The sequence below is a fragment of the Methanosarcina vacuolata Z-761 genome (assembly GCF_000969905.1).
Classification (GTDB): Archaea; Halobacteriota; Methanosarcinia; order Methanosarcinales; family Methanosarcinaceae; genus Methanosarcina; species Methanosarcina vacuolata.
In genome coordinates, this window is record NZ_CP009520.1 from 2952343 (window position 1) to 2969933 (window position 17591).

Here is a 17591-nt window from a genome sequence, read left to right on the forward strand (position 1 = left end):
TGAGAATAATTCCAAATTTTTCCGTTTATTGCACTTTCACTGATTCTTCTGCTTGGGTTCTATTCACAAAAAGGCCGCTCTCCTTCGTCGAGCGTGACAAGCTCCCGTAAAGATGCTACTCTCCAGTCCCGGACAATAAGCAATCAAAAAAACGAAAGGATGGAAAAAAAGTAATTTCCACCAAAAAATCCTTTATCGGCTAATTACGAAGTGAACAAATCGAAAACGTCTCCCAACATGCTGCTCTTGGTCTGGTAGAACTCGGTGTATTTGCAGCGCTTGCAGGTGACATGGGTGAATCTTTTGTTCTGGATATCGAAGATTTTACTTAAAAAGCCGCCTGTGGTGCGGATCTCGCCGGTTTCGTAGGTGGTATTTCCGCATTTGGGGCAGATGAAATGAATATCTTTACTCATTTTATGGCCTCTTTACTCTCTTTTAGATAATCTAAACGGTGGAATACCTTTAGTGTTGCGATATTTAATGATATTGCAAGTAGTCTAAATATAGAAACCCTTGCAATAAAAATGACGCATTTTCCGTTTTGAAATCGGTCAGGCATGATAGAAAAAAGATTTGCAGGAAAGAGATATTAAAAAAGAAGAATATTACTGAGTAAGAACCATGAAAACAAAACCAATAATTGTAATTGCCCTTCTAATCTCATCCATTCTACTGGCTGCTAGATTCGTTCCTGGAACCAGTGCAGATCAGTTCAAAGAAGGAAAATATATTCACGTTGACAATATAGTGATTCAGTTTGACAAGACTGACGCGACTGTCAATATAGACTACCATCTCAGTCCCTTTGCTCAGGTATATATATCATTTTTTGGAAGTAAAAACCTGGAGCCCAAGATTAAGGAGATTTTCTCCGAATTTAAGGAAGTAAAGATTCAAAAGATAGGAAGGTCAAGTGCCTCGCTCCAGATGCTAAATATTTCCAGGAAAGAGGCCGGGAGCTACCTGTGTGATCCTTATGAATTAGGAGTGCAGTCTGACGTTGTCACCTTTGTTTATCCTCCTAAAGGCAAGGCAAGGAGTTATGAAAATGTAAAAGTCACTCCGCCGGTCTTTTATTAAGGAAAAGAGAAACGTTGATAAAAGTTACCTGCTTAGCCTTAATTCCCCATCTACTTTTAGTTTCTTCTACCTCTTTTCTTTCTTCAATAGTCTCCTTTCCGGCACGTCATTTTTTCCTTTCCATTCCTTCGTCTTTGCTTCCCGGTTTTGTTATCATTCCTTTTCAGTTTTTCTTCTCTTTTCTTTCCAGTTTTTCCTTCTTTCTTTCTCAGATCCCCCCTCTTTCTCTTTTCTTTCCAGTTTTTCCTTCTTGCTTCCCAGTTTCGTTATCATTCCTTTTCAGTTTTTCTTCTCTTTTCTTTCCAGTTTTTCCTTCTTTCTTTCTCAGATCCCCCCTCTTTCTCTTTTCAGTTTCCCAATCCTTTTCTCCTCTAGCTGTCTTCTAGCTGTCTTATCAAATTTTTCCAACTTGTTAATTTGATAAAGTGGTTCTCTTCTCATTAGTAAAATAAAATAGCCCAATAAGACAACTAATTCAATAATATAACACAAAAAGAGAATTATATTCACTTTTCAGGAATACATATTTAATTAGAAGCCCAATTTCCTGTGATAGCGATGGGAAAATTCAAACTGAAATGTCTTAAGTGCGGAAGAGAGTACGGCCAGGAATACAGGCTCACCTGTGAGAACGATGACGCTTTTTTGCGGGCGGAATACCTCGAAAAAAGACTGGAATTAAGAAACCAGCCAGGTATCGGAAGGTTTCATTCCTGGCTCCCGGTCCAGGAAGAACTTACTACGGATGCGGGGCCTATAACTTACAAAAGTGAAGCTTTTGCCAGAGAACTCGGGCTTTCGAACCTTTATATAGGGTTCAGCGGGTACTGGCCTGAAAGAGGGGCTTTCATTAAAACCTGCAGTTTCAAAGAACTCGAAGCCCACCCGACCATGCAACTCCTGAAAGAGACCGGAGGAAAAGCCATAGTCCTTGCTTCTGCTGGAAATACCGGCCGGGCCTTTGCGCACGTATCGGCTTTGACAGGAACTGATGTCTACATAGTTGTACCGGAGTCCGGAGCTTCAAATCTATGGCTGCCTGAAGAGCCCACTGAATCTATCCATCTCATCAGTATGAGTCCAGGAAACGATTACACTGACGCTATCAATCTCGCAGGCAGGATTGCAAAGCTGCCTGGCATGATTCCCGAAGGCGGAGCAAGAAATATCGCCAGAAGAGATGGAATGGGCACTGTGATGCTGGATGCAGCAGTAACTATAGGAAAAATGCCTGATCAATATTTCCAGGCAGTCGGAAGCGGCACAGGAGGAATTTCAGTATGGGAAGCCGCAATGCGTCTCAGGGACGATGGGCGGTTCGGGCAAAAAATCCCTAAACTTCAGCTTGCCCAGAACCTTCCTTTTGTTCCCATGTACAACGCCTGGCAGGAAAAAAGAAGAGAAATCATTCCAGAACTTGACATGAAGGATGCAAAGAAACAGGTAGAAGAAACCTATGCTACCGTGCTTACCAACCGGACTCCACCATATGGGGTTATGGGCGGGTTATACGATGCACTTACCGATACTGATGGAATAATGTACGCAGTTACCAGAGAAGAAGCCATTGAAGCTAAGGCCCTTTTCGAAGCCATTGAAGGAATCGACATTCTGCCTCCGTCAGCAGTTGCAACAGCTTCTCTACTAAAAGCCGTGGAAGCAGGAAACGTTGATAAGGACGAAACTATTCTCCTGAACCTTGCAGGCGGAGGATACAAACGCCTGAAAGAGGACTATACACTTTACCAGATCGAGCCGGTAGCTACTGCCAAAAATCCTGATATTTCCTTAGACGAGCTGAATATCTAGATGAGCTGAATATCTAGACGAGCTAAATATCTAGACAAGCTGAATATCTAGACAAGCTGAATATCTAGACAAGCTGAATATCTGAGTCTAAAACAACTCTAACTAAAAACAGTGAAAATATAAAGAATATTAAGAAAGCTGAAGAGGCATGTGCATGGCAAGTCCGGAAGAAGAAGTCATAGCAATAATGAAAAAGGCAGGTATCGACCTTGCCGCAACTCTGCCCTGCGACAGGATCAAAAACCTGCTTCCCCTGGTTTCTGAGAATTTTCCTGAAATCAAGTTAACGAGAGAAGAAAATGGTGTGGGCATTTGTGCCGGGGTTTACCTTGCAGGGGGGAGGCCCATGATGCTTATCCAGAGCACAGGGCTTGGGAATATGATTAATGCTCTGGAATCACTTAATGTAATCTGCAGGATTCCCTTACCTGTTCTGGCAAGCTGGCGTGGGGTTTACGCTGAAGGAATCGAAGCCCAGGTCCCGCTTGGCACCCATCTCCCGGCAATCCTTGAAGGAGCAGGGCTTGCGTATACAATAATTGATGAAGCCGGAAAGCTATCTCTACTTGAAAATGTAATAAAAGACGCGTTTGAGAATTTAAGGCCGCATATAGCCCTAATTTCTCCGAAAGTATGGGAAAGCTCGAATTGTTGCGCCTGGGAAGCGGCTGGATTGCCCGAAAAACCCGAGATTATGGAAAGAACATGCCGTTTCAATATTAAGCAGGAAACCCTCAGACCATTAATGCTAAGGAACGATGCGATTTGCGCAATTGATTCTCAGCTTGATGGCGAAATTACGGTAACAAATCTTGGAGTTCCCTGCAAGGAACTTTATGCTTGCAGAGACAGGGAGCTTAACTTCTATATGTTTGGCTCAATGGGGCTCGTCTCGTCGATAGGACTTGGCCTGGCTCTTAGGACAGAAAAGACGGTAGTGACCCTTGACGGGGACGGCAGCCTGCTTATGAACCCCAACGCCCTGCTCGAAATTGCTAATGAAGCCCCAAAAAACCTGATTATTATTTGCCTTGACAATGGTGCCTACGGCTCCACAGGCTCGCAGGAAACCTGTGCTCTCCGCTATATTGACCTGGAAATTTTTGCAACCGCTTGCGGAATTCAGAATACGGCTAAGGTAAACAGCCCAGAGAGGTTAATAGAAGCTTTCAGTAAATTTCGGGCCATGCAGGAACTTTCCTTTATCCATGTAATCCTGAAGCCTGGAAATACAAAAGCTCCCAATATCCCCCTGAGCCCTGAAGAGGTTACAAAACGCTTTAAAGAGGCTTTAAAAGCTTGAAGTCTGAAAAAGTTACAAAACGCTTTAAAGAGACTTTAAAAGTTTGAGCTTGAAGAGGTTTAAAACAAAGAGATTCTAAAAACAAGTCTCCGAAAAAATAAGAATTAGAAGTAACATTTCAAAAAATAAAAATTAGAAGTTACGTCTTTAAAAGTAAAAATTACAGTTACAGGAGCATTAAAGGAGAGAAGAACATTGTCTTACTTTCTCCAGCTTATTTTTTCTACAGGTTCATTAAGTCTGAACCTTCCTGTGAGAATTTTCTCTTTGAGTTCTTCGGCAGCTATAATTGCCCTTGCACGATCGGACTGACGCAGTGTTACCTTAATATCTCTAAGGCAGCCTCCGGTTGAACACCTGACAGAACCCAGGTTTGCACTGAATGCTTCTCCCCTGCACCTTGAGATACAGAGTCCGCAGTTAAAGCAAAATTTCAGATTGTGTATAGCTCCGTTTTCCCCCCGACTTACCGCACCCATGGGACAGGCTTCGATTACAAGGCAATCCTTGCAATTAAGGCATTTTTCGGGTTCGTACTTAATATTCAGGTCCACGTTATCCCATACATCCCCATAGGTGATCTCACAGAGGGGAATTCTCCCTGCGAGGTCTACAAGCTTTAGCGGGATTTCCTTATCCAGCTTCAGGATATTTTCCAGCATTCCTCCGTGAAGAATGGGGATAGGAACAGCCCATGTATTGATAATTTCAGGACCAGCAGATGTTACAAACCCCCCCATGTACTCAGGGGTCATGTCATGCATATCAGCAAAACCCGTAAGGTTAGGATTATCCGGAGCGCTTCGAGTGCCAGCCCCGGTAACAAATCCGTCTGCTCCGTTGAGAAGTACTCTTGTCCCGATTCCTATAGTTTCGAGCTTGGGGTCGTTTTCAATTGGGTTTAACTCACCGCAGCCGCAAAAGGTCATTTCCTTAAACTCACCTTCAAAAGGCAGAGCGTGAAAGATGGTTTTGATAGACTCTTTTCCGGGATTTACAAACGCCCGATAATTCTTAAAGGAGTGTCTTGTTGCATTGAGTTTCGCATAGGGGATCTCAGATAACCGCGTTTCTACCGAGAAATGGTCTCCTTCACTGGTAGTTACATCAACTTTAATGTTTTTTCCTTCTACCATCTCCCTGAAAAGGTGTCCGCCCCCGTAGTTGGGATCAAACTTACTGTGAGCGGTTCCAAGTACTATCAGGTCCAAAATTCCAAGCCTTTCATTAGGGCAGGGACCAACAACTGCAGGCACGCCGTTTAGCAGGACTTCAGACGCCTTAACAAACGAATCAGGCTCTGATACTTTGAACGAAAGTACGGCATAGGTTCCACTCATAATGCCACGCGTTGCAGTTGTTACAACATCCACGTCTTCGAGCTTTATATCCTCCCCTGCTCGAATTCTTGCACTAATTTCCGTAGCCGTAAGAACGATTGCGTCTCCGGCATCAATTTTATCCTGGATTTCCGGGATTGTCCGGGACGTCTCTGTGTTATCGAATGCTCCGTTCATGTTTCCCTCAACCGGGATATTGAGTTCATCCTATTTTAGGAGTAAGGATTGCCTGAGGATCAGTTACTCTGGAGGAAAGAATAAGCGTGAAATTGGCCGTTTTAGAGAATGTGAAATTGGCCGTTTTAGAGAATGAATAAACTCAAAGGTCTTCTTTACTTTTTTTTGTCTTTTTTTCGTATGAGTTTTTTAGTTTCTGGAGAGGTATGGGTCTGCCATGACCGGGGAAATATGTCCTGCAACTTGAAGCAATCAACCCCTCCCAGCTTTCTAGAAGTTCGCGGATGTCGTTTGCAAAAGGGGGAAATACACTCCAGGGCATGACATTGAAAAGCGTATCTCCTACGAATGCAGCGTCATTTTCAATCACAAGGCTTATCGAGCCTGCAGTATGGCCAGGCGTGGAAATGACTTTTGCACCAGGGATATAGTTTCCAAGGTCATATTCGTTCCCTATTACTATATCAGGATTGACAGGTTGATATTTTGATTTGGAAACCATTAAGGAGTTCCCAATTTCCGAAATTATTTTTGAGAACCACATAGTACCTTTCGGAAAGGGAGTTATGCCCGTTTCCAGGCATCTTTTTTCGGATGCATGAACCAGAACTTTTGCTCCGCTTCGTTTTTTTATTTCGGCAAGGCAGCCTGTATGATCGTAATGAGTGTGGGTGAGAATGATCAGAACTATATTCCGGAAAACAAGGTTGTTCTGTTCGAGAGCAGTTTGAATGTTTTTGATTTTGCCCGGGCATCCTGCATCCACAAGAACTCCCCGGCCAGCTGAAACTATCAGATAAGAATTTGAGTGCCCCATTGGGATACTAATAATATTGTAAGACTTCTCGCATTCTGGTCTTTTACTTTTCAAGCTCTCACGGTCTTGCCGGTTGTCTTCGCTGGAAGTCATTCAGTTTTCTCCTCAAAATCTGGAAAGAGTTTCGTTGCTCTTTGCATGTTTTGCATTGTATTGCCTTTTGCATTGAGCCTCTAGTGCTGCCTTTATATTGAGCCTCTTTTTGTTTATTGAGTTGCTTTTACATTGAACTACCTTTTACATTGAGCCTCTTTTTGTTTATTGAGTTGCTTTTACATTGAACTACCTTTTGTTTTTCCTTTAACAGGTTTCATGTTTTCTAGAAATTAATATATGGTATTATTGACTTATTAAAAAATTAATGTTTTATAAAAACAAATCAGACGATTGAATTTGAAGAATTGTAAATGAGGGATTTTGCAATGCTTGCTGGAAAACCGAATCTCTAAAAAGATTCATCATTAGATTCCGAAAGAAAAATTAGGATACAAACTGTATAAAGATTTCATCTCTTTTAAGGTTGATTCGGTTAGAAAAGGTACATACCACCCAAAACTTATATAAATGATGATGCGCACTATGGAGTTGCACTTTTGTGCGAAAAACAGAAGCAACAAACTACTGGGCTCGTGGTCTAGACGGTTATGACGTCGCCTTGACATGGCGGAGGTCCTGAGTTCGAATCTCAGCGGGCCCACTAAAAAAATTTCCGGAGATTTTTCCGGAAAGTGAAAAAGAAAACGAAAATTCAGGATATCACTTAATCGAAGTATAACTTGAATTAACCTGCTTGCCCAGGTAGCTCAGTGGGAGAGCGCTGCCCTGAAGAGGCAGTTGTCCCCGGTTCGAATCCGGGTCTGGGCACCATCTTCAAACATCAGTAGTGTAGCGGTCATCACCGGGCGTTGCCAACGCTCGAACCCGGGTTCGAATCCCGGCTGGTGTATTACTTTTTTAATACAGTGCTTCGGATAAGTATTCCGACGCAAAAATCATAAGCAACATGGGCTCGTGGTCTAGACGGTTATGACGTCGCCTTGACATGGCGGAGGTCCTGAGTTCGAATCTCAGCGGGCCCACTAAAAAAATTTCCGGAGATTTTTCCGGAAAGTGAAAAAGAAAACGAAAATTAGGCTATCACTTAATCGAAGTATAACTTGAATTAACCTGCTTGCCCAGGTAGCTCAGTGGGAGAGCGCTGCCCTGAAGAGGCAGTTGTCCCCGGTTCGAATCCGGGTCTGGGCACCATCTTCAAACATCAGTAGTGTAGCGGTCATCACCGGGCGTTGCCAACGCTCGAACCCGGGTTCGAATCCCGGCTGGTGTATATTTAATTTTTTCCAATTTATTGAGTCACTTTCGAATAAGGTCAGGTTCAAGAATAAGGTAATTGTTAAGAATAACAGGTTGTATCGGTAAGTTTTTTACCTTTTTTCTTCTTTATCTACTCTTTTCTTTATCTACTCTTTTCTTTATCTACTCTTTTCTTTATCTACTCTTTTCTTTATCTACTCTTTTCTTTACCGGTATTTATTTGCGACATTTCCCGGACCTACCTGATATTAATATTTTTTGCTTTGAGTTTGAAATATTTATTATATTGACCAGCACTCCAATAAAACATTAGCTTCTAATTAAATACTTCCTATTTTTATTTTAAAATTTCAGTTTTAAATCTTTTTTGTCAAGCTTATGAACGATATCTGATTCAATGTTAACCTATAGTTATTGTTTGAGTTCAGAGGTGATGATATCCACGAGTTTTGAAAACCAGGTATGTTAACCAGGTATTGTCAACCAAAAAATTAATTAAAACATAAAATGATTATAATTATTGGATATACATCTCAAGAAGACAGAGAATAAGTCTGCTTGAAGAGATCTATACCAACTATGTTGCAAACCTGAAAAATCGTAAGGAGATCTAAAATGACAGGAAAGTTCCAGAAGAGAAATGCGGAAAGGAAAGGCGTTAGAAAAGAATATGAACTGGAGCAGAAGTTAATTAAGGAAGTCGTGGGCGAAATTCAGGTAAGCGGCGGTGGAGCAATAGAGTGAGTAGAAAAGTACATATAACAATCCAGGCTGGAGAGATTTCTGAGCAGACCGTAGAAGTAGCTGAGAGCGCTACCTACGAAGACCTGCTTAATACTTTGGATATAAATCAGGAAACAGTACTTGTATTAAATGGAGGGAATGCTGTTCCCCTTGATGGAACAGTCAGTTCCGATAAACTTACAATCCTCAGAGTTGTCACAGGGGGCTGAACTGCCAGCAAAAGGCAGACCCCTCCTTTATTACAATTCTTTTTTCCACCTTTTTTGAAGTTCCTGTATAGCGTTTCTGTATAGCGCTTCTGTATAGCGTTTTTATCACAGAGTTCCTTCACCCGAGTCCCGTCTCTGGGAGACGGTGCCGTTTCGCTCACTTCGCTAGTTCAAGCGGAGTAATCTTTGGAGAAAAGTTAGAGAGAGGTTCTATCTTCAACGCTCTCAGGAGAGTTAATTTACTCAAATTACCCCTGGGTCATGCATCACAAGTCATTTTAAAAACTGTTTGCCAGCAAGATATTTCAAAAAATGATTGACCGAAAACTCCACAACATGGTCGGCGTGATCAACCGGCGCAACGGTTGATCCAGAAAAGTAGAGAACAGGAATGAAAAATGACTCGAATAATTAAGATTTTTGTTTCCATAATGGTCGAATTCAAGAGAAGAATTGTCAGCCATTATGGAGCAAATTCGTTTTGAAGGTTTTTACTTTGAGGGAGTAAGAGGCACCTTTTTACTCATAACCTTCAGCTTCTTAATTGCTGAGATGGTTGCCTGAGATTCTTTGTAAATTTTGTCTTCGTAATAACTGATGATCTCGTCAACTGGCGCTGCAAGAGCATAGATCTTTATTGGGCGCCCTTTACCGGGTTTCTTTTCCGAACGAACGCTAACCCATGACTGATTGCGCATCAGCCTCATCGCAAGACTTACTTCTGGTTGTCTTAGTCCGGTACTGATTTCTATTTCACGGGATGAAGCCTCGTCAACATTCATAAGATATGCCATAGTTGTAGCGACATTTCTGGACATTCCAAGGTTTCTTAACGTTTCAATAAAAATGTGGTCGTTTTCGTCCAGCACTTTAACTTCATAGTCTTTCATGATAACCCCTTCTTTCATAGAATTTTATGGATAAGTTTGTCAGTTAAATAATATTAAGATACTTATGTTTAAGCCTTCAAGAAAGGTTTTTATAATTATCTTTTAAAACTGACGACAGTCTCTAAATATGCACACAGTATGTATATTTATAAGGTAACCTATTTCGTTTTGAAATTTTAAACATAATAAAAAACGTTTTTACGCAATGTAGTGGATTATTTCTGTTTTAAGTATAACAACCGGCATTAGAAGTAAATACCAGATGTCTATAACTGGCTACTAGAGCCCGTTTTATCCGTTTTATGAGATTGATGGGAAGAGCCTTACAGGTTGATCAATTAAACCTGTATAGGTATATAATTAGAAGGTTATTCATCTCTAACAATTAATAATGTACTCATACTATTTAAAGTTGTATATATTAAAAAGGAGTTGAAAAACTTTCAACTAGCCCTGACATGGGAAACTATTTAAGGTTTTTGATATATATCCGGTATTATAATAGTCTATTCTATATAAAAAATTTCAGGTATCATATTGACAATATTATAATTTTACTGATTAATAATTTGGACTCAGGTATCAGGGAAAAGTCGGATTCAAGAGCAACCTGAATATTTATACTCAATTCAGTGTTTGTCCATAATTATACAGTTGATATTTTCCTGATCAATTTCCGGTGCCAGAAGTGTTACATTTTGTGCATCAATATATGGCTATTATGACCTCACTGAAATTGCAAAAATACATGATGCATCATTAAGAGATGTTTAGGAATAACATCAACCAGTAGTTTATAATCAAATTTTCTGGAGCATCAAAAATCAGTAATCAAAATCAGTATTAATCTACAGGATCATTAACCATACTATCATTAACCACACTAATTGAAATCTCCAATACAGATTGAAAAGTGTCATCTTCTAAATTATACTTATGGGAATACTAACTATTTTCACTACAAACTTGATATTCATTCCAAACCCTTACGAAAACCTTGCTGAATAGAGACACCCTTGCCTTAAAAAGTCAGTTGAACAGTCCCATAATAGTTTATTAGGATAGATTCCAGTTACATGCAGATTTCCCATGCAGATTTCCCCGGCTGAATTACATTTCTTTTTCATTTGCCTTCATCATTAAACAAAATAAATTTTCCAAAAGAATAAGAAATATTTATATGTTTAAAGACTAAAAGGTCACTTCAAGCTAATTCTTAAAGATATTTCCTAAACTTTAATTTCCTAAACTTTAATTTCCTAAACTTTATTGACTATACCACAAATATATCAAAGATACTTGTAGTTATTACTATTGCATGTATTGCCGAGCACTAATTATTTGCTATGAATACCATAATCAGGCAGCTCTAAGATGAACATGGATCAAGTGGTCAAATGAGGATTGAAAGGCTAAAAACTTATCTTATATTTTTCACATTGGTTATTCTCCAGTTATCTATCTTTTCTGGTGTTAATGTAGCCAGTGCTGCTTCAGATGAGCAGGATATTGAGATCTTAATTGAGAATTTCAATGCACAGGATGTAAATGTCAAAGCTGATTCCGTAAAAGCTCTGGTTGAAGCTGGAGAAACCGCAGTAGGACCTTTAATCCAGGCGCTGGATTCCAAAGACCCGGAAATCCGTGAAAACGCAGCTATTACTCTTGGTAAGATCAAAGATGAAAGAGCTATAGATCCGCTCATCAAATTGTTGACGGATGAAGAATGGGAAGTTGAAAGTGCTGCAACCAATGCTCTTGTTGAAATCGGAAAGCCTGCTGTAGAGCCCCTGATTAAGATCTTGCAGGACAAAAACGAAGATGTTTTTCTCCAGACGAAAGTTATTGCAGTCCTTGCTGGAATAAAAGATGAAAGGGCAATTCAGCCTATGATTCAGGCCTTGAAAGAAGAAACAGAACTTGATGCAGATCTGGGTTATAACCTTGGTCTTATGGGCGAACCTGCTGTAGAACCTTTGATCCAGATCCTTGACGATGAAGACCCCAGAGTTCGGGTACGTGCAGCTGAAGCCCTCGGCAGAATTGGAGATGAACGTGCGATTAAGCCTCTTACAGATGCTCTAAATGATAAGGATGAGACTGTTCGGACATTTGCAAAAATGGGGCTTGAAAGCATTGAGACTCAAAAGAAAAATACGTTAATCGCCACTTATGGAAAGGAACGCGAATTCTATATTGAAGACCAGAGACGAGAATGGCTCGATCAACTTAACAAAATCTGCGACCTTTCGAGAGATCCCTTGGAACCTTATACTTATCCCCAGGGCCCGGTTATAAGCTCAGGCTGGGGTATTGAAAACCGCATAGGAGTAGGAATTCTGGAAGGCTCGGAAGTTAATAATTCCACTCTTGATAATATTTACAATGTATTTGACCGGTCTGGAAAAGAGATTGGAGTTAATGATGTGCCTGTTGTATTTAACTATGAAGGATTTGTTCAAGATGACCTGGTAATTGAACAGGATACGGCAGAAGAAACCGAAGAAAACAGGGAAAGTGAAGAACTAAACGTAAGTGAAGAAATTAACGGAGCTAAAGAAGCTAACGAAACTAAAGAAACGGCAAAAGATTTACAGTCGCCAGTTAGTATTCCGGGGCCTGGGATGATGTTTGTTTTGTCAGAGTTATTGATTTCAGCACTTATAGTAAACAGGCGCTGATTTGAATGTGACTCAAAAGACGCTGATTTAAATGTGATTCAAATCTTCGGTATGGGTTGAGGTATATGTGTCCTGCGATAAAGAATTCATTAATTCTTGCGTTATTATTACTTGTTTTTTCAGTAATTCCCACTTCAGTTGCTTCAGCGACTGAAATCGTTATCGATACTGGACACCATCATTTTGGTGACGATTTTAAAGAAGAATTGAATCCAGTTGATCCTGAAGGGCTGGTTTACACAGCAAATTTCACCCTGGACCCTTCAGTAGATATCGAAAGTGCAGAACTCACATTGACAGGCATAAGTATTGTTCCTGGCCCGACGGATGAATTTTCAGATAAAGTATATCTCAATGAGATAGAAATAAGTTCCCTTAATGACTATGTTCCGGCAGAAACTCTGGATTCTGTTGCAGTGAATATTACAATTCCGGTTCATCCCTCTCTTTTCAATCCAGGAAACAATACCCTGAAAATCAGCTCCGGAAGTGATGCTAATGGCAGTAACTACGATGACTTCGAGTTTTACGATCTTTCATTCCATCTAAGCGAAACTGAACCTGTAACCCTTGAGCCACCTTTGAAAGTTGCCTGGACTTATAAACTACCCTGGGAACTTGGGTATGAGATACCCTCAGAGGTAACACTTGCTGCGGGTGGAGTCCTCTACTTTGCTAGAGAGGACTTTGGAAAGACTATTATTATAGCAGTGGATGCGGAAACCGGTGTCTTACTCTGGAGTAAGGAATGGAGTGGTGAACAGGGTATTAGCCTGGGATATAATGACGGGGTTTTGTTTGCCGTACACTCCTCAAATATTGATGTACTGGACGCAAAAACCGGAAAACTGTTGTGGAGCAAAAAGTATCTGAGTGCCTCGTGGGGAAATCCCATTATTTTTGGAAATACGTTGTTTATCAGCACACCTGATGACAGATATGTGGCTGCTATTGATGCGGAGAACGGGGCTTTGAAGTGGGAATATGAATTCAACAGAACCGACTTTGAAACTGAAGGGAGCAGCTATTACAGGTTGTCAGGGCCTGTGGTGAATGGAAATATCGTGGTATTCAGATACTATGCCTCTCATTCCACCTATACCGAACCCATCGCGATACCTGAAGATCCAGAGTTAGAGCCGGAACTGGAAAAGCCCATAGTAAAAGAGGGTTTAATTGCGCTCAATGCGCATACGGGAAAGGCGATATGGGAATATGTATATCCAGGCGAGGTTTTATATTTCGAACCATTCCTTTACAGAGACCTAGTTTATACTACTCTTAGCGAGAGAGATATTATCGCATTGTCTGTTGAATCCGGAGAAGAAGTCTGGAAAACAAACAACGGCAAATGGTCAAATGTTGTTGAAGCAATAAATGGCAAGTTATTTGTTGATTTTTCAAGTCCTGGCATCTTACAGGCAGAAACTGGCGAAATCTTGAATGAGTATCCCGGTTCAAAAGTGAGTTTTTCCTCATCTGTTATCAGCGATAAATTCGTATATTCCACGGACCGGAACAATATACATGTTTCTAATTCCAGTACTGGAGAACTCATATGGAGCAGCAGCAAAATAAAAGGATATGATGTATCGAAGCCCGTACTTCACAAAGGCAAATTATACCTGATTTCATCAGAGGGGACGCTGTATGCATTTGAGCATGGGGAAGAAGGTATGTTCTTTACAAAGGGCCTGGAGAGTTCTGCATTATATTATTTCCCCCAGATTGCCATTGCTGCAATGTTAATTCTACTGGTCATACTTCTAATCAAAGTAAAAAACAGGGCCCTTATCTTTGGTTCCTGGCTAATAGCTCTAACAGGGGTTATTTTTCTATCTCTTAAAGCCTTAGAACCTTATATCGTAGGGTTTGTATTCGGATTAATGTCTGCTTTTGTCTTCTTGTTTATGTTTATAATCTTTCTAATTGGCATTGCATTTTTTAGGTATGGGATCAGGAAGGGGAAGCAGTCTTGAGGAGAATTGAGATTTTTGGAGTTGAGATTTTTGGAGATCACTGGATGAATAAAAAAATTACATAATTCGGAGAAGCATAATGAAAAGATTGTTGTTCATATCACTGCTATTGTTTGTTTCTATTCTAACTGTAGCTGCGTCCATTTCAAATGTTTCGGCGGCCGAAGTAGTTATCGATACCGGACACCATCATTTGGGTGACGATTTTAAAGAAGAATTGAACCCAGACGATCCTGAAGGGCTGGTTTACACAGCAAATTTCACACTGAACCCTTCAGTAGATATCGAAAGTGCAGAACTCACATTGACGGTCAGAAGTATTGTTTCGGGACCAACGGATGAATTTTCAGATAAAGTATATCTCAATGAGATAGTAATAGGTTCCCTTAATGATTATGTTCCGGCAGAAACTCCGGATTCCGTTGCAGTGAATATTACAATTCCGGTTCATCCCTCTCTTTTCAATCCAGGAAACAATACCCTGAAAATCAGTGCCGGAAGTGATGCTAATGGCAGTAACTACGATGACTTTGAGTTTTATGACGTTTCATTCCATCTAAATGAAACTGAACCTGTAACCCTTGAGCCACCTTTGAAAGTTGCCTGGACTTATAAACTACCCTGGAAATATGTTTGTGAGAAGCCAGCTGTTAAAACACTTGTTAAGGACGGGGTCCTCTACCTTGGTGGAGATCTTGAAGAGGGCCTTATAGCAGTTGATGCAGAAACAGGTGAACCACTATGGAATAAGGAATGGAGTGCCAGTCTGGCATATAAGAATGGGGTTCTGTTTGCTGTGCACTCTTCAAAAGTTGAGGCACTGGATGCAAAGACCGGTAGACCGTTATGGAGTAAGGAGTATTCTGATGTTGGGTGGGATAATCCCCTCGTTTTTGGAGATACATTGTTTGTCAGCACGCCTTACGACAGGTATGTGGCTGCTATTGATACTGAAAATGGCACTTTGAAATGGAAATACGAATTCAATATTACATCCTTTGAAACTGGTGGAAGCAATTATTACCAGATGTCAGGTCCTCTGGTGAATGGAAATACTTTTGTGTCCAGATATTCTGCCGTTCATTCCATCTATACCGAACCCGTCGAAATAGATCCTGATGAGCCAGAACCAGAGACTGATGAGCCTGAAGTAGAAGATGGTTTAGTTTCCCTGGATGCAAACACAGGAAAAGAGATATGGAGATACTCGAACTTAAGCACATACTCTTACAGCCCCTTCCTTTACAAAGACCTGATTTATATTGAGAATAATGGAACTATTCTTGCGTTGTCCGTTGAGTCTGGCGAAGAGGTCTGGAAAACAAATGCTGGCGAGTGGGCGGATATTATTGAAGTAAAAAATGATAGAATGCTCGTTAATACCGGCAAATCTTTCCTGTTAAATGCAAGCACCGGAGAAGTCTTAAAAGAACTCTCCTATCCCGACAAAGAATTCCCTTATCCCGAAATTCCGGTTGCTTCGTCCATGATAACTGACAAATATGTATATTCAACAGGCCCATATAACATAAGAGTGTTTAATTCCGATACCGGAGAAACGGTATGGGCCAGTAGCCGAATAAAAGGTACCTCAGTATCGGACCCAACGGTCTACAAAGACAAACTATACCTGGTTTCAACTGAAGGTATATTGTACGCCTTTGAACACGGCGAAGAAGGTTTGCTCTTTACCAGGGGGCTCGAGAACTCTGCTACTTATTATTTCCCCCCGATTGCTATTGCCGGAATGATTCTTCTGCTGGCATTACTCCTTAGAAATAGCAGTAATAAGTCCCTTGTACTTGGTCCCTGGCTGATAGCTTTGTCAGGTGTCCTTTTGCTCTCGCTTAAAGCTATCGATCCTTATACCTGTGCCTGGAGTTTACTTGGTTTTCTATCTATTCTGATCTTCTTTTTCTTCATGCCTCTAGCCTTTCTTGTTGGCATTGCGTTTCTTGTTTCCGGGATCAGAAAGAAGAAAGCCTGGGGAAAATAATAAGGAAGGGGGACTGATATTAACGCAATTGAAGTGTATAGGATCTTACCTGAAGGAGAAATGAAGAAATGATAAACAACACTGATGTATCGAAATACGGAACTGATGACAGAAAATTGTCAGATTTGAAAGATAAAACCCGGTAGAAAATAATCCTTTAATGCATTAGCCTTTTCCTTATTTTTCATTTCAGCAACCTAGTAAGCCTGTTTACAGGCTGGATAGAAAATCCTTCGGTGAGATTTGTTGTTCGGGAGATCTTCCTGAGATTGCCCCTTACTTTTGTCTTCTTCTGGCTGTTTGCACATTATGTTATCGAGAGGCCTTTATCCTTCTTTTTGATCAGAAAAACTATAAACGAGATCTGAAATGGATGGGAGTCGGGTTCGTTTTGCCTTTATCTGTGATCTTAATTTATAAAACATAAGGCAGAAAACCCCTGAGTCTTTAGCTCAGGGGATGAATGCCATTAACTTTAACCCTGATTCCTGATGCATCAGTTCGCGTTACTTGTGTCATTCTTTATTGATTCATTTCCCTCACTCTTTGTTGATTCGTTTCCTTCACTCTTTGTTGATTCGTTTCCTTCACTCTTTGTTGATTCGTTTCCTTCACTCTTTGTTGATTCGTTTCCTTCACTCTTTATTGATTCGTTTCCTTCACTCTTTGTTGATTCGTTTCCTTCACTCTTTGGTTCCAGGACATTACCAAAATTATTTGTTGTTTGTTCCGATAGATTCTGTCTCACGAGATAATCTTCGATCTCCAGTCTTTTCATTTCTTCAGGATAGTTTTCAGGAAGGTGTTCCATATCCTCAAGACTTTCAATCCGGACGGGCTCAAGTTTCTGGTCTTCTTCGAGCATTTTCCTTACCGTCTCGTTCTGTTCGGCAAGGGCGCGAATTTCATCGTTGCTGAGCCGGTTTAATTCGTCACCTTCTTCGAACCAGGGGTCGCCTTCATTAAACCAGGGCGCACCTGCGTTTTCTTCCCCTTCCTCTTCCCCTTCCCCTTGATCTGCAACTTTTTGTATGCCATCAGCAGGCGCAAAGAAGGCAACAGTCAGCAATAGCGCTATAACCAGCGCAGCCATTCCTGATTTCACGTTTCAAATCACCTTCCCTGCTCTGTCATTTATTTCTCTGTTTTCTTTTTTCCTTTGCATACTTTATCCCGACTCCATACTTTTTAAATATTAAATCTATTTGTCTTTTTTTCCTCACCTTATCAAACTAAAAGAAAAAGATTA

13 protein-coding genes and 6 tRNA genes are annotated in these 17591 nt (G+C 40.7%); 14 read left to right on the forward strand and 5 right to left on the reverse strand.

The features are described from left to right. Positions 1 to 203: 203 nt before the first annotated feature. Positions 204 to 416, reverse strand: coding sequence for a zinc ribbon domain-containing protein (locus tag MSVAZ_RS12190; RefSeq protein WP_048121334.1), 213 nt, complete (start codon positions 414 to 416; stop codon positions 204 to 206). Between the two features lie 208 nt (positions 417 to 624). On the opposite strand from MSVAZ_RS12190, the gene MSVAZ_RS12195 reads away from it, so the two are divergent. The 3 genes from MSVAZ_RS12195 to comE all read left to right on the forward strand — a co-directional run bounded on the left by MSVAZ_RS12195 (position 625) and on the right by comE (position 4195). Then, positions 625 to 1083 carry a hypothetical protein gene (locus MSVAZ_RS12195; protein ID WP_048121336.1) on the forward strand — a complete coding sequence of 153 codons (459 nt, stop codon included), beginning with the start codon at positions 625 to 627 and terminating at the stop codon, positions 1081 to 1083. A 558-nt stretch (positions 1084 to 1641) separates the two neighbouring features. After that, positions 1642 to 2892, forward strand: a complete 1251-nt coding sequence (locus MSVAZ_RS12205) for a cysteate synthase (protein WP_048121340.1) — start codon at positions 1642 to 1644, stop codon at positions 2890 to 2892. A 154-nt stretch (positions 2893 to 3046) separates the two neighbouring features. Then, positions 3047 to 4195 (forward strand): sulfopyruvate decarboxylase subunit beta, encoded by a 1149-nt coding sequence (gene comE / locus MSVAZ_RS12210; protein WP_157206084.1) that lies wholly within the window; start codon positions 3047 to 3049, stop codon positions 4193 to 4195. 200 nt (positions 4196 to 4395) lie between these two features. On the opposite strand, the gene MSVAZ_RS12215 is transcribed toward comE, so the two are convergent. Together MSVAZ_RS12215 and MSVAZ_RS12220 are read right to left on the reverse strand one after the other, a co-directional pair. After that, entirely contained in the window at positions 4396 to 5712 is a 1317-nt protein-coding gene (locus MSVAZ_RS12215; protein ID WP_048121344.1) for a methanogenesis marker 16 metalloprotein, read from the reverse strand. A gap of 142 nt (positions 5713 to 5854) precedes the next feature. Continuing rightward, positions 5855 to 6622: an MBL fold metallo-hydrolase gene (locus tag MSVAZ_RS12220; protein ID WP_084626138.1), complete on the reverse strand. Its 768-nt coding sequence runs from the start codon at positions 6620 to 6622 to the stop codon at positions 5855 to 5857. Between the two features lie 530 nt (positions 6623 to 7152). Here MSVAZ_RS12220 and MSVAZ_RS12225 point away from each other — a divergent pair. The 8 genes from MSVAZ_RS12225 to MSVAZ_RS12255 all read left to right on the forward strand — a co-directional run bounded on the left by MSVAZ_RS12225 (position 7153) and on the right by MSVAZ_RS12255 (position 8796). Then, a tRNA-Val gene (locus tag MSVAZ_RS12225) sits at positions 7153 to 7226 on the forward strand. Positions 7227 to 7321: 95 nt separating this feature from the next. Beyond that, positions 7322 to 7396 (forward strand) — tRNA-Phe (locus MSVAZ_RS12230). 7 nt (positions 7397 to 7403) lie between these two features. Continuing rightward, positions 7404 to 7475 (forward strand) — tRNA-Gly (locus MSVAZ_RS12235). A gap of 59 nt (positions 7476 to 7534) precedes the next feature. Continuing rightward, positions 7535 to 7608 (forward strand) — tRNA-Val (locus tag MSVAZ_RS12240). Between the two features lie 94 nt (positions 7609 to 7702). After that, positions 7703 to 7777, forward strand: a tRNA-Phe gene (locus tag MSVAZ_RS12245). A gap of 7 nt (positions 7778 to 7784) precedes the next feature. Continuing rightward, positions 7785 to 7856: transfer RNA gene (locus MSVAZ_RS12250), tRNA-Gly, on the forward strand. Positions 7857 to 8458: 602 nt separating this feature from the next. After that, the gene (locus tag MSVAZ_RS21580) at positions 8459 to 8587 is read left to right on the forward strand and encodes a hypothetical protein (RefSeq protein WP_269746773.1); all 129 of its coding nucleotides are present in this window, start codon (positions 8459 to 8461) and stop codon (positions 8585 to 8587) included. After that, positions 8584 to 8796, forward strand: coding sequence for a MoaD/ThiS family protein (locus MSVAZ_RS12255; protein ID WP_048121346.1), 213 nt, complete (start codon positions 8584 to 8586; stop codon positions 8794 to 8796). Before MSVAZ_RS21580 ends, MSVAZ_RS12255 begins: the two co-directional genes overlap by 4 nt. Before the next feature lie 491 nt (positions 8797 to 9287). Here MSVAZ_RS12255 and MSVAZ_RS12260 read toward each other — a convergent pair whose 3' ends face one another. Further along, positions 9288 to 9686 carry a hypothetical protein gene (locus tag MSVAZ_RS12260; protein WP_011308457.1) on the reverse strand — a complete coding sequence of 133 codons (399 nt, stop codon included), beginning with the start codon at positions 9684 to 9686 and terminating at the stop codon, positions 9288 to 9290. A gap of 1397 nt (positions 9687 to 11083) precedes the next feature. On the opposite strand from MSVAZ_RS12260, the gene MSVAZ_RS12265 reads away from it, so the two are divergent. The 3 genes from MSVAZ_RS12265 to MSVAZ_RS12275 all read left to right on the forward strand — a co-directional run bounded on the left by MSVAZ_RS12265 (position 11084) and on the right by MSVAZ_RS12275 (position 16342). Continuing rightward, the gene (locus tag MSVAZ_RS12265; RefSeq protein ID WP_048121349.1) at positions 11084 to 12367 is read left to right on the forward strand and encodes a HEAT repeat domain-containing protein; all 1284 of its coding nucleotides are present in this window, start codon (positions 11084 to 11086) and stop codon (positions 12365 to 12367) included. Between the two features lie 65 nt (positions 12368 to 12432). Continuing rightward, complete coding sequence (locus MSVAZ_RS12270; protein ID WP_048121351.1) at positions 12433 to 14346, forward strand: outer membrane protein assembly factor BamB family protein; 1914 nt, start codon at positions 12433 to 12435, stop codon at positions 14344 to 14346. A 79-nt stretch (positions 14347 to 14425) separates the two neighbouring features. Further along, positions 14426 to 16342, forward strand: a complete 1917-nt coding sequence (locus MSVAZ_RS12275) for an outer membrane protein assembly factor BamB family protein (RefSeq protein ID WP_084626139.1) — start codon at positions 14426 to 14428, stop codon at positions 16340 to 16342. 496 nt (positions 16343 to 16838) lie between these two features. Here the strand turns inward: MSVAZ_RS12275 and MSVAZ_RS12280 are convergent, their stop codons facing one another. Continuing rightward, a complete protein-coding gene (locus MSVAZ_RS12280) occupies positions 16839 to 17447 on the reverse strand; it encodes a hypothetical protein (RefSeq protein ID WP_232316085.1) in 609 nt (202 codons plus the stop codon). Between the last annotated feature and the right edge of the window lie 144 nt (positions 17448 to 17591).

Bases quoted from the DNA above. Each gene is read 5' to 3' on its own strand.
- MSVAZ_RS12190 (WP_048121334.1), bottom strand. From the start codon at position 416: ATGAGTAAAGATATTCATTTCATCTGCCCCAAATGCGGAAATACCACC.
- MSVAZ_RS12195 (WP_048121336.1), top strand. From the start codon at position 625: ATGAAAACAAAACCAATAATTGTAATTGCCCTTCTAATCTCATCCATT.
- MSVAZ_RS12205 (WP_048121340.1), top strand. From the start codon at position 1,642: ATGGGAAAATTCAAACTGAAATGTCTTAAGTGCGGAAGAGAGTACGGC.
- comE (WP_157206084.1), top strand. From the start codon at position 3,047: ATGGCAAGTCCGGAAGAAGAAGTCATAGCAATAATGAAAAAGGCAGGT.
- MSVAZ_RS12215 (WP_048121344.1), bottom strand. From the start codon at position 5,712: ATGAACGGAGCATTCGATAACACAGAGACGTCCCGGACAATCCCGGAA.
- MSVAZ_RS12220 (WP_084626138.1), bottom strand. From the start codon at position 6,622: ATGACTTCCAGCGAAGACAACCGGCAAGACCGTGAGAGCTTGAAAAGT.
- MSVAZ_RS21580 (WP_269746773.1), top strand. From the start codon at position 8,459: ATGACAGGAAAGTTCCAGAAGAGAAATGCGGAAAGGAAAGGCGTTAGA.
- MSVAZ_RS12260 (WP_011308457.1), bottom strand. From the start codon at position 9,686: ATGAAAGACTATGAAGTTAAAGTGCTGGACGAAAACGACCACATTTTT.
- MSVAZ_RS12265 (WP_048121349.1), top strand. From the start codon at position 11,084: ATGAGGATTGAAAGGCTAAAAACTTATCTTATATTTTTCACATTGGTT.
- MSVAZ_RS12270 (WP_048121351.1), top strand. From the start codon at position 12,433: ATGTGTCCTGCGATAAAGAATTCATTAATTCTTGCGTTATTATTACTT.
- MSVAZ_RS12275 (WP_084626139.1), top strand. From the start codon at position 14,426: ATGAAAAGATTGTTGTTCATATCACTGCTATTGTTTGTTTCTATTCTA.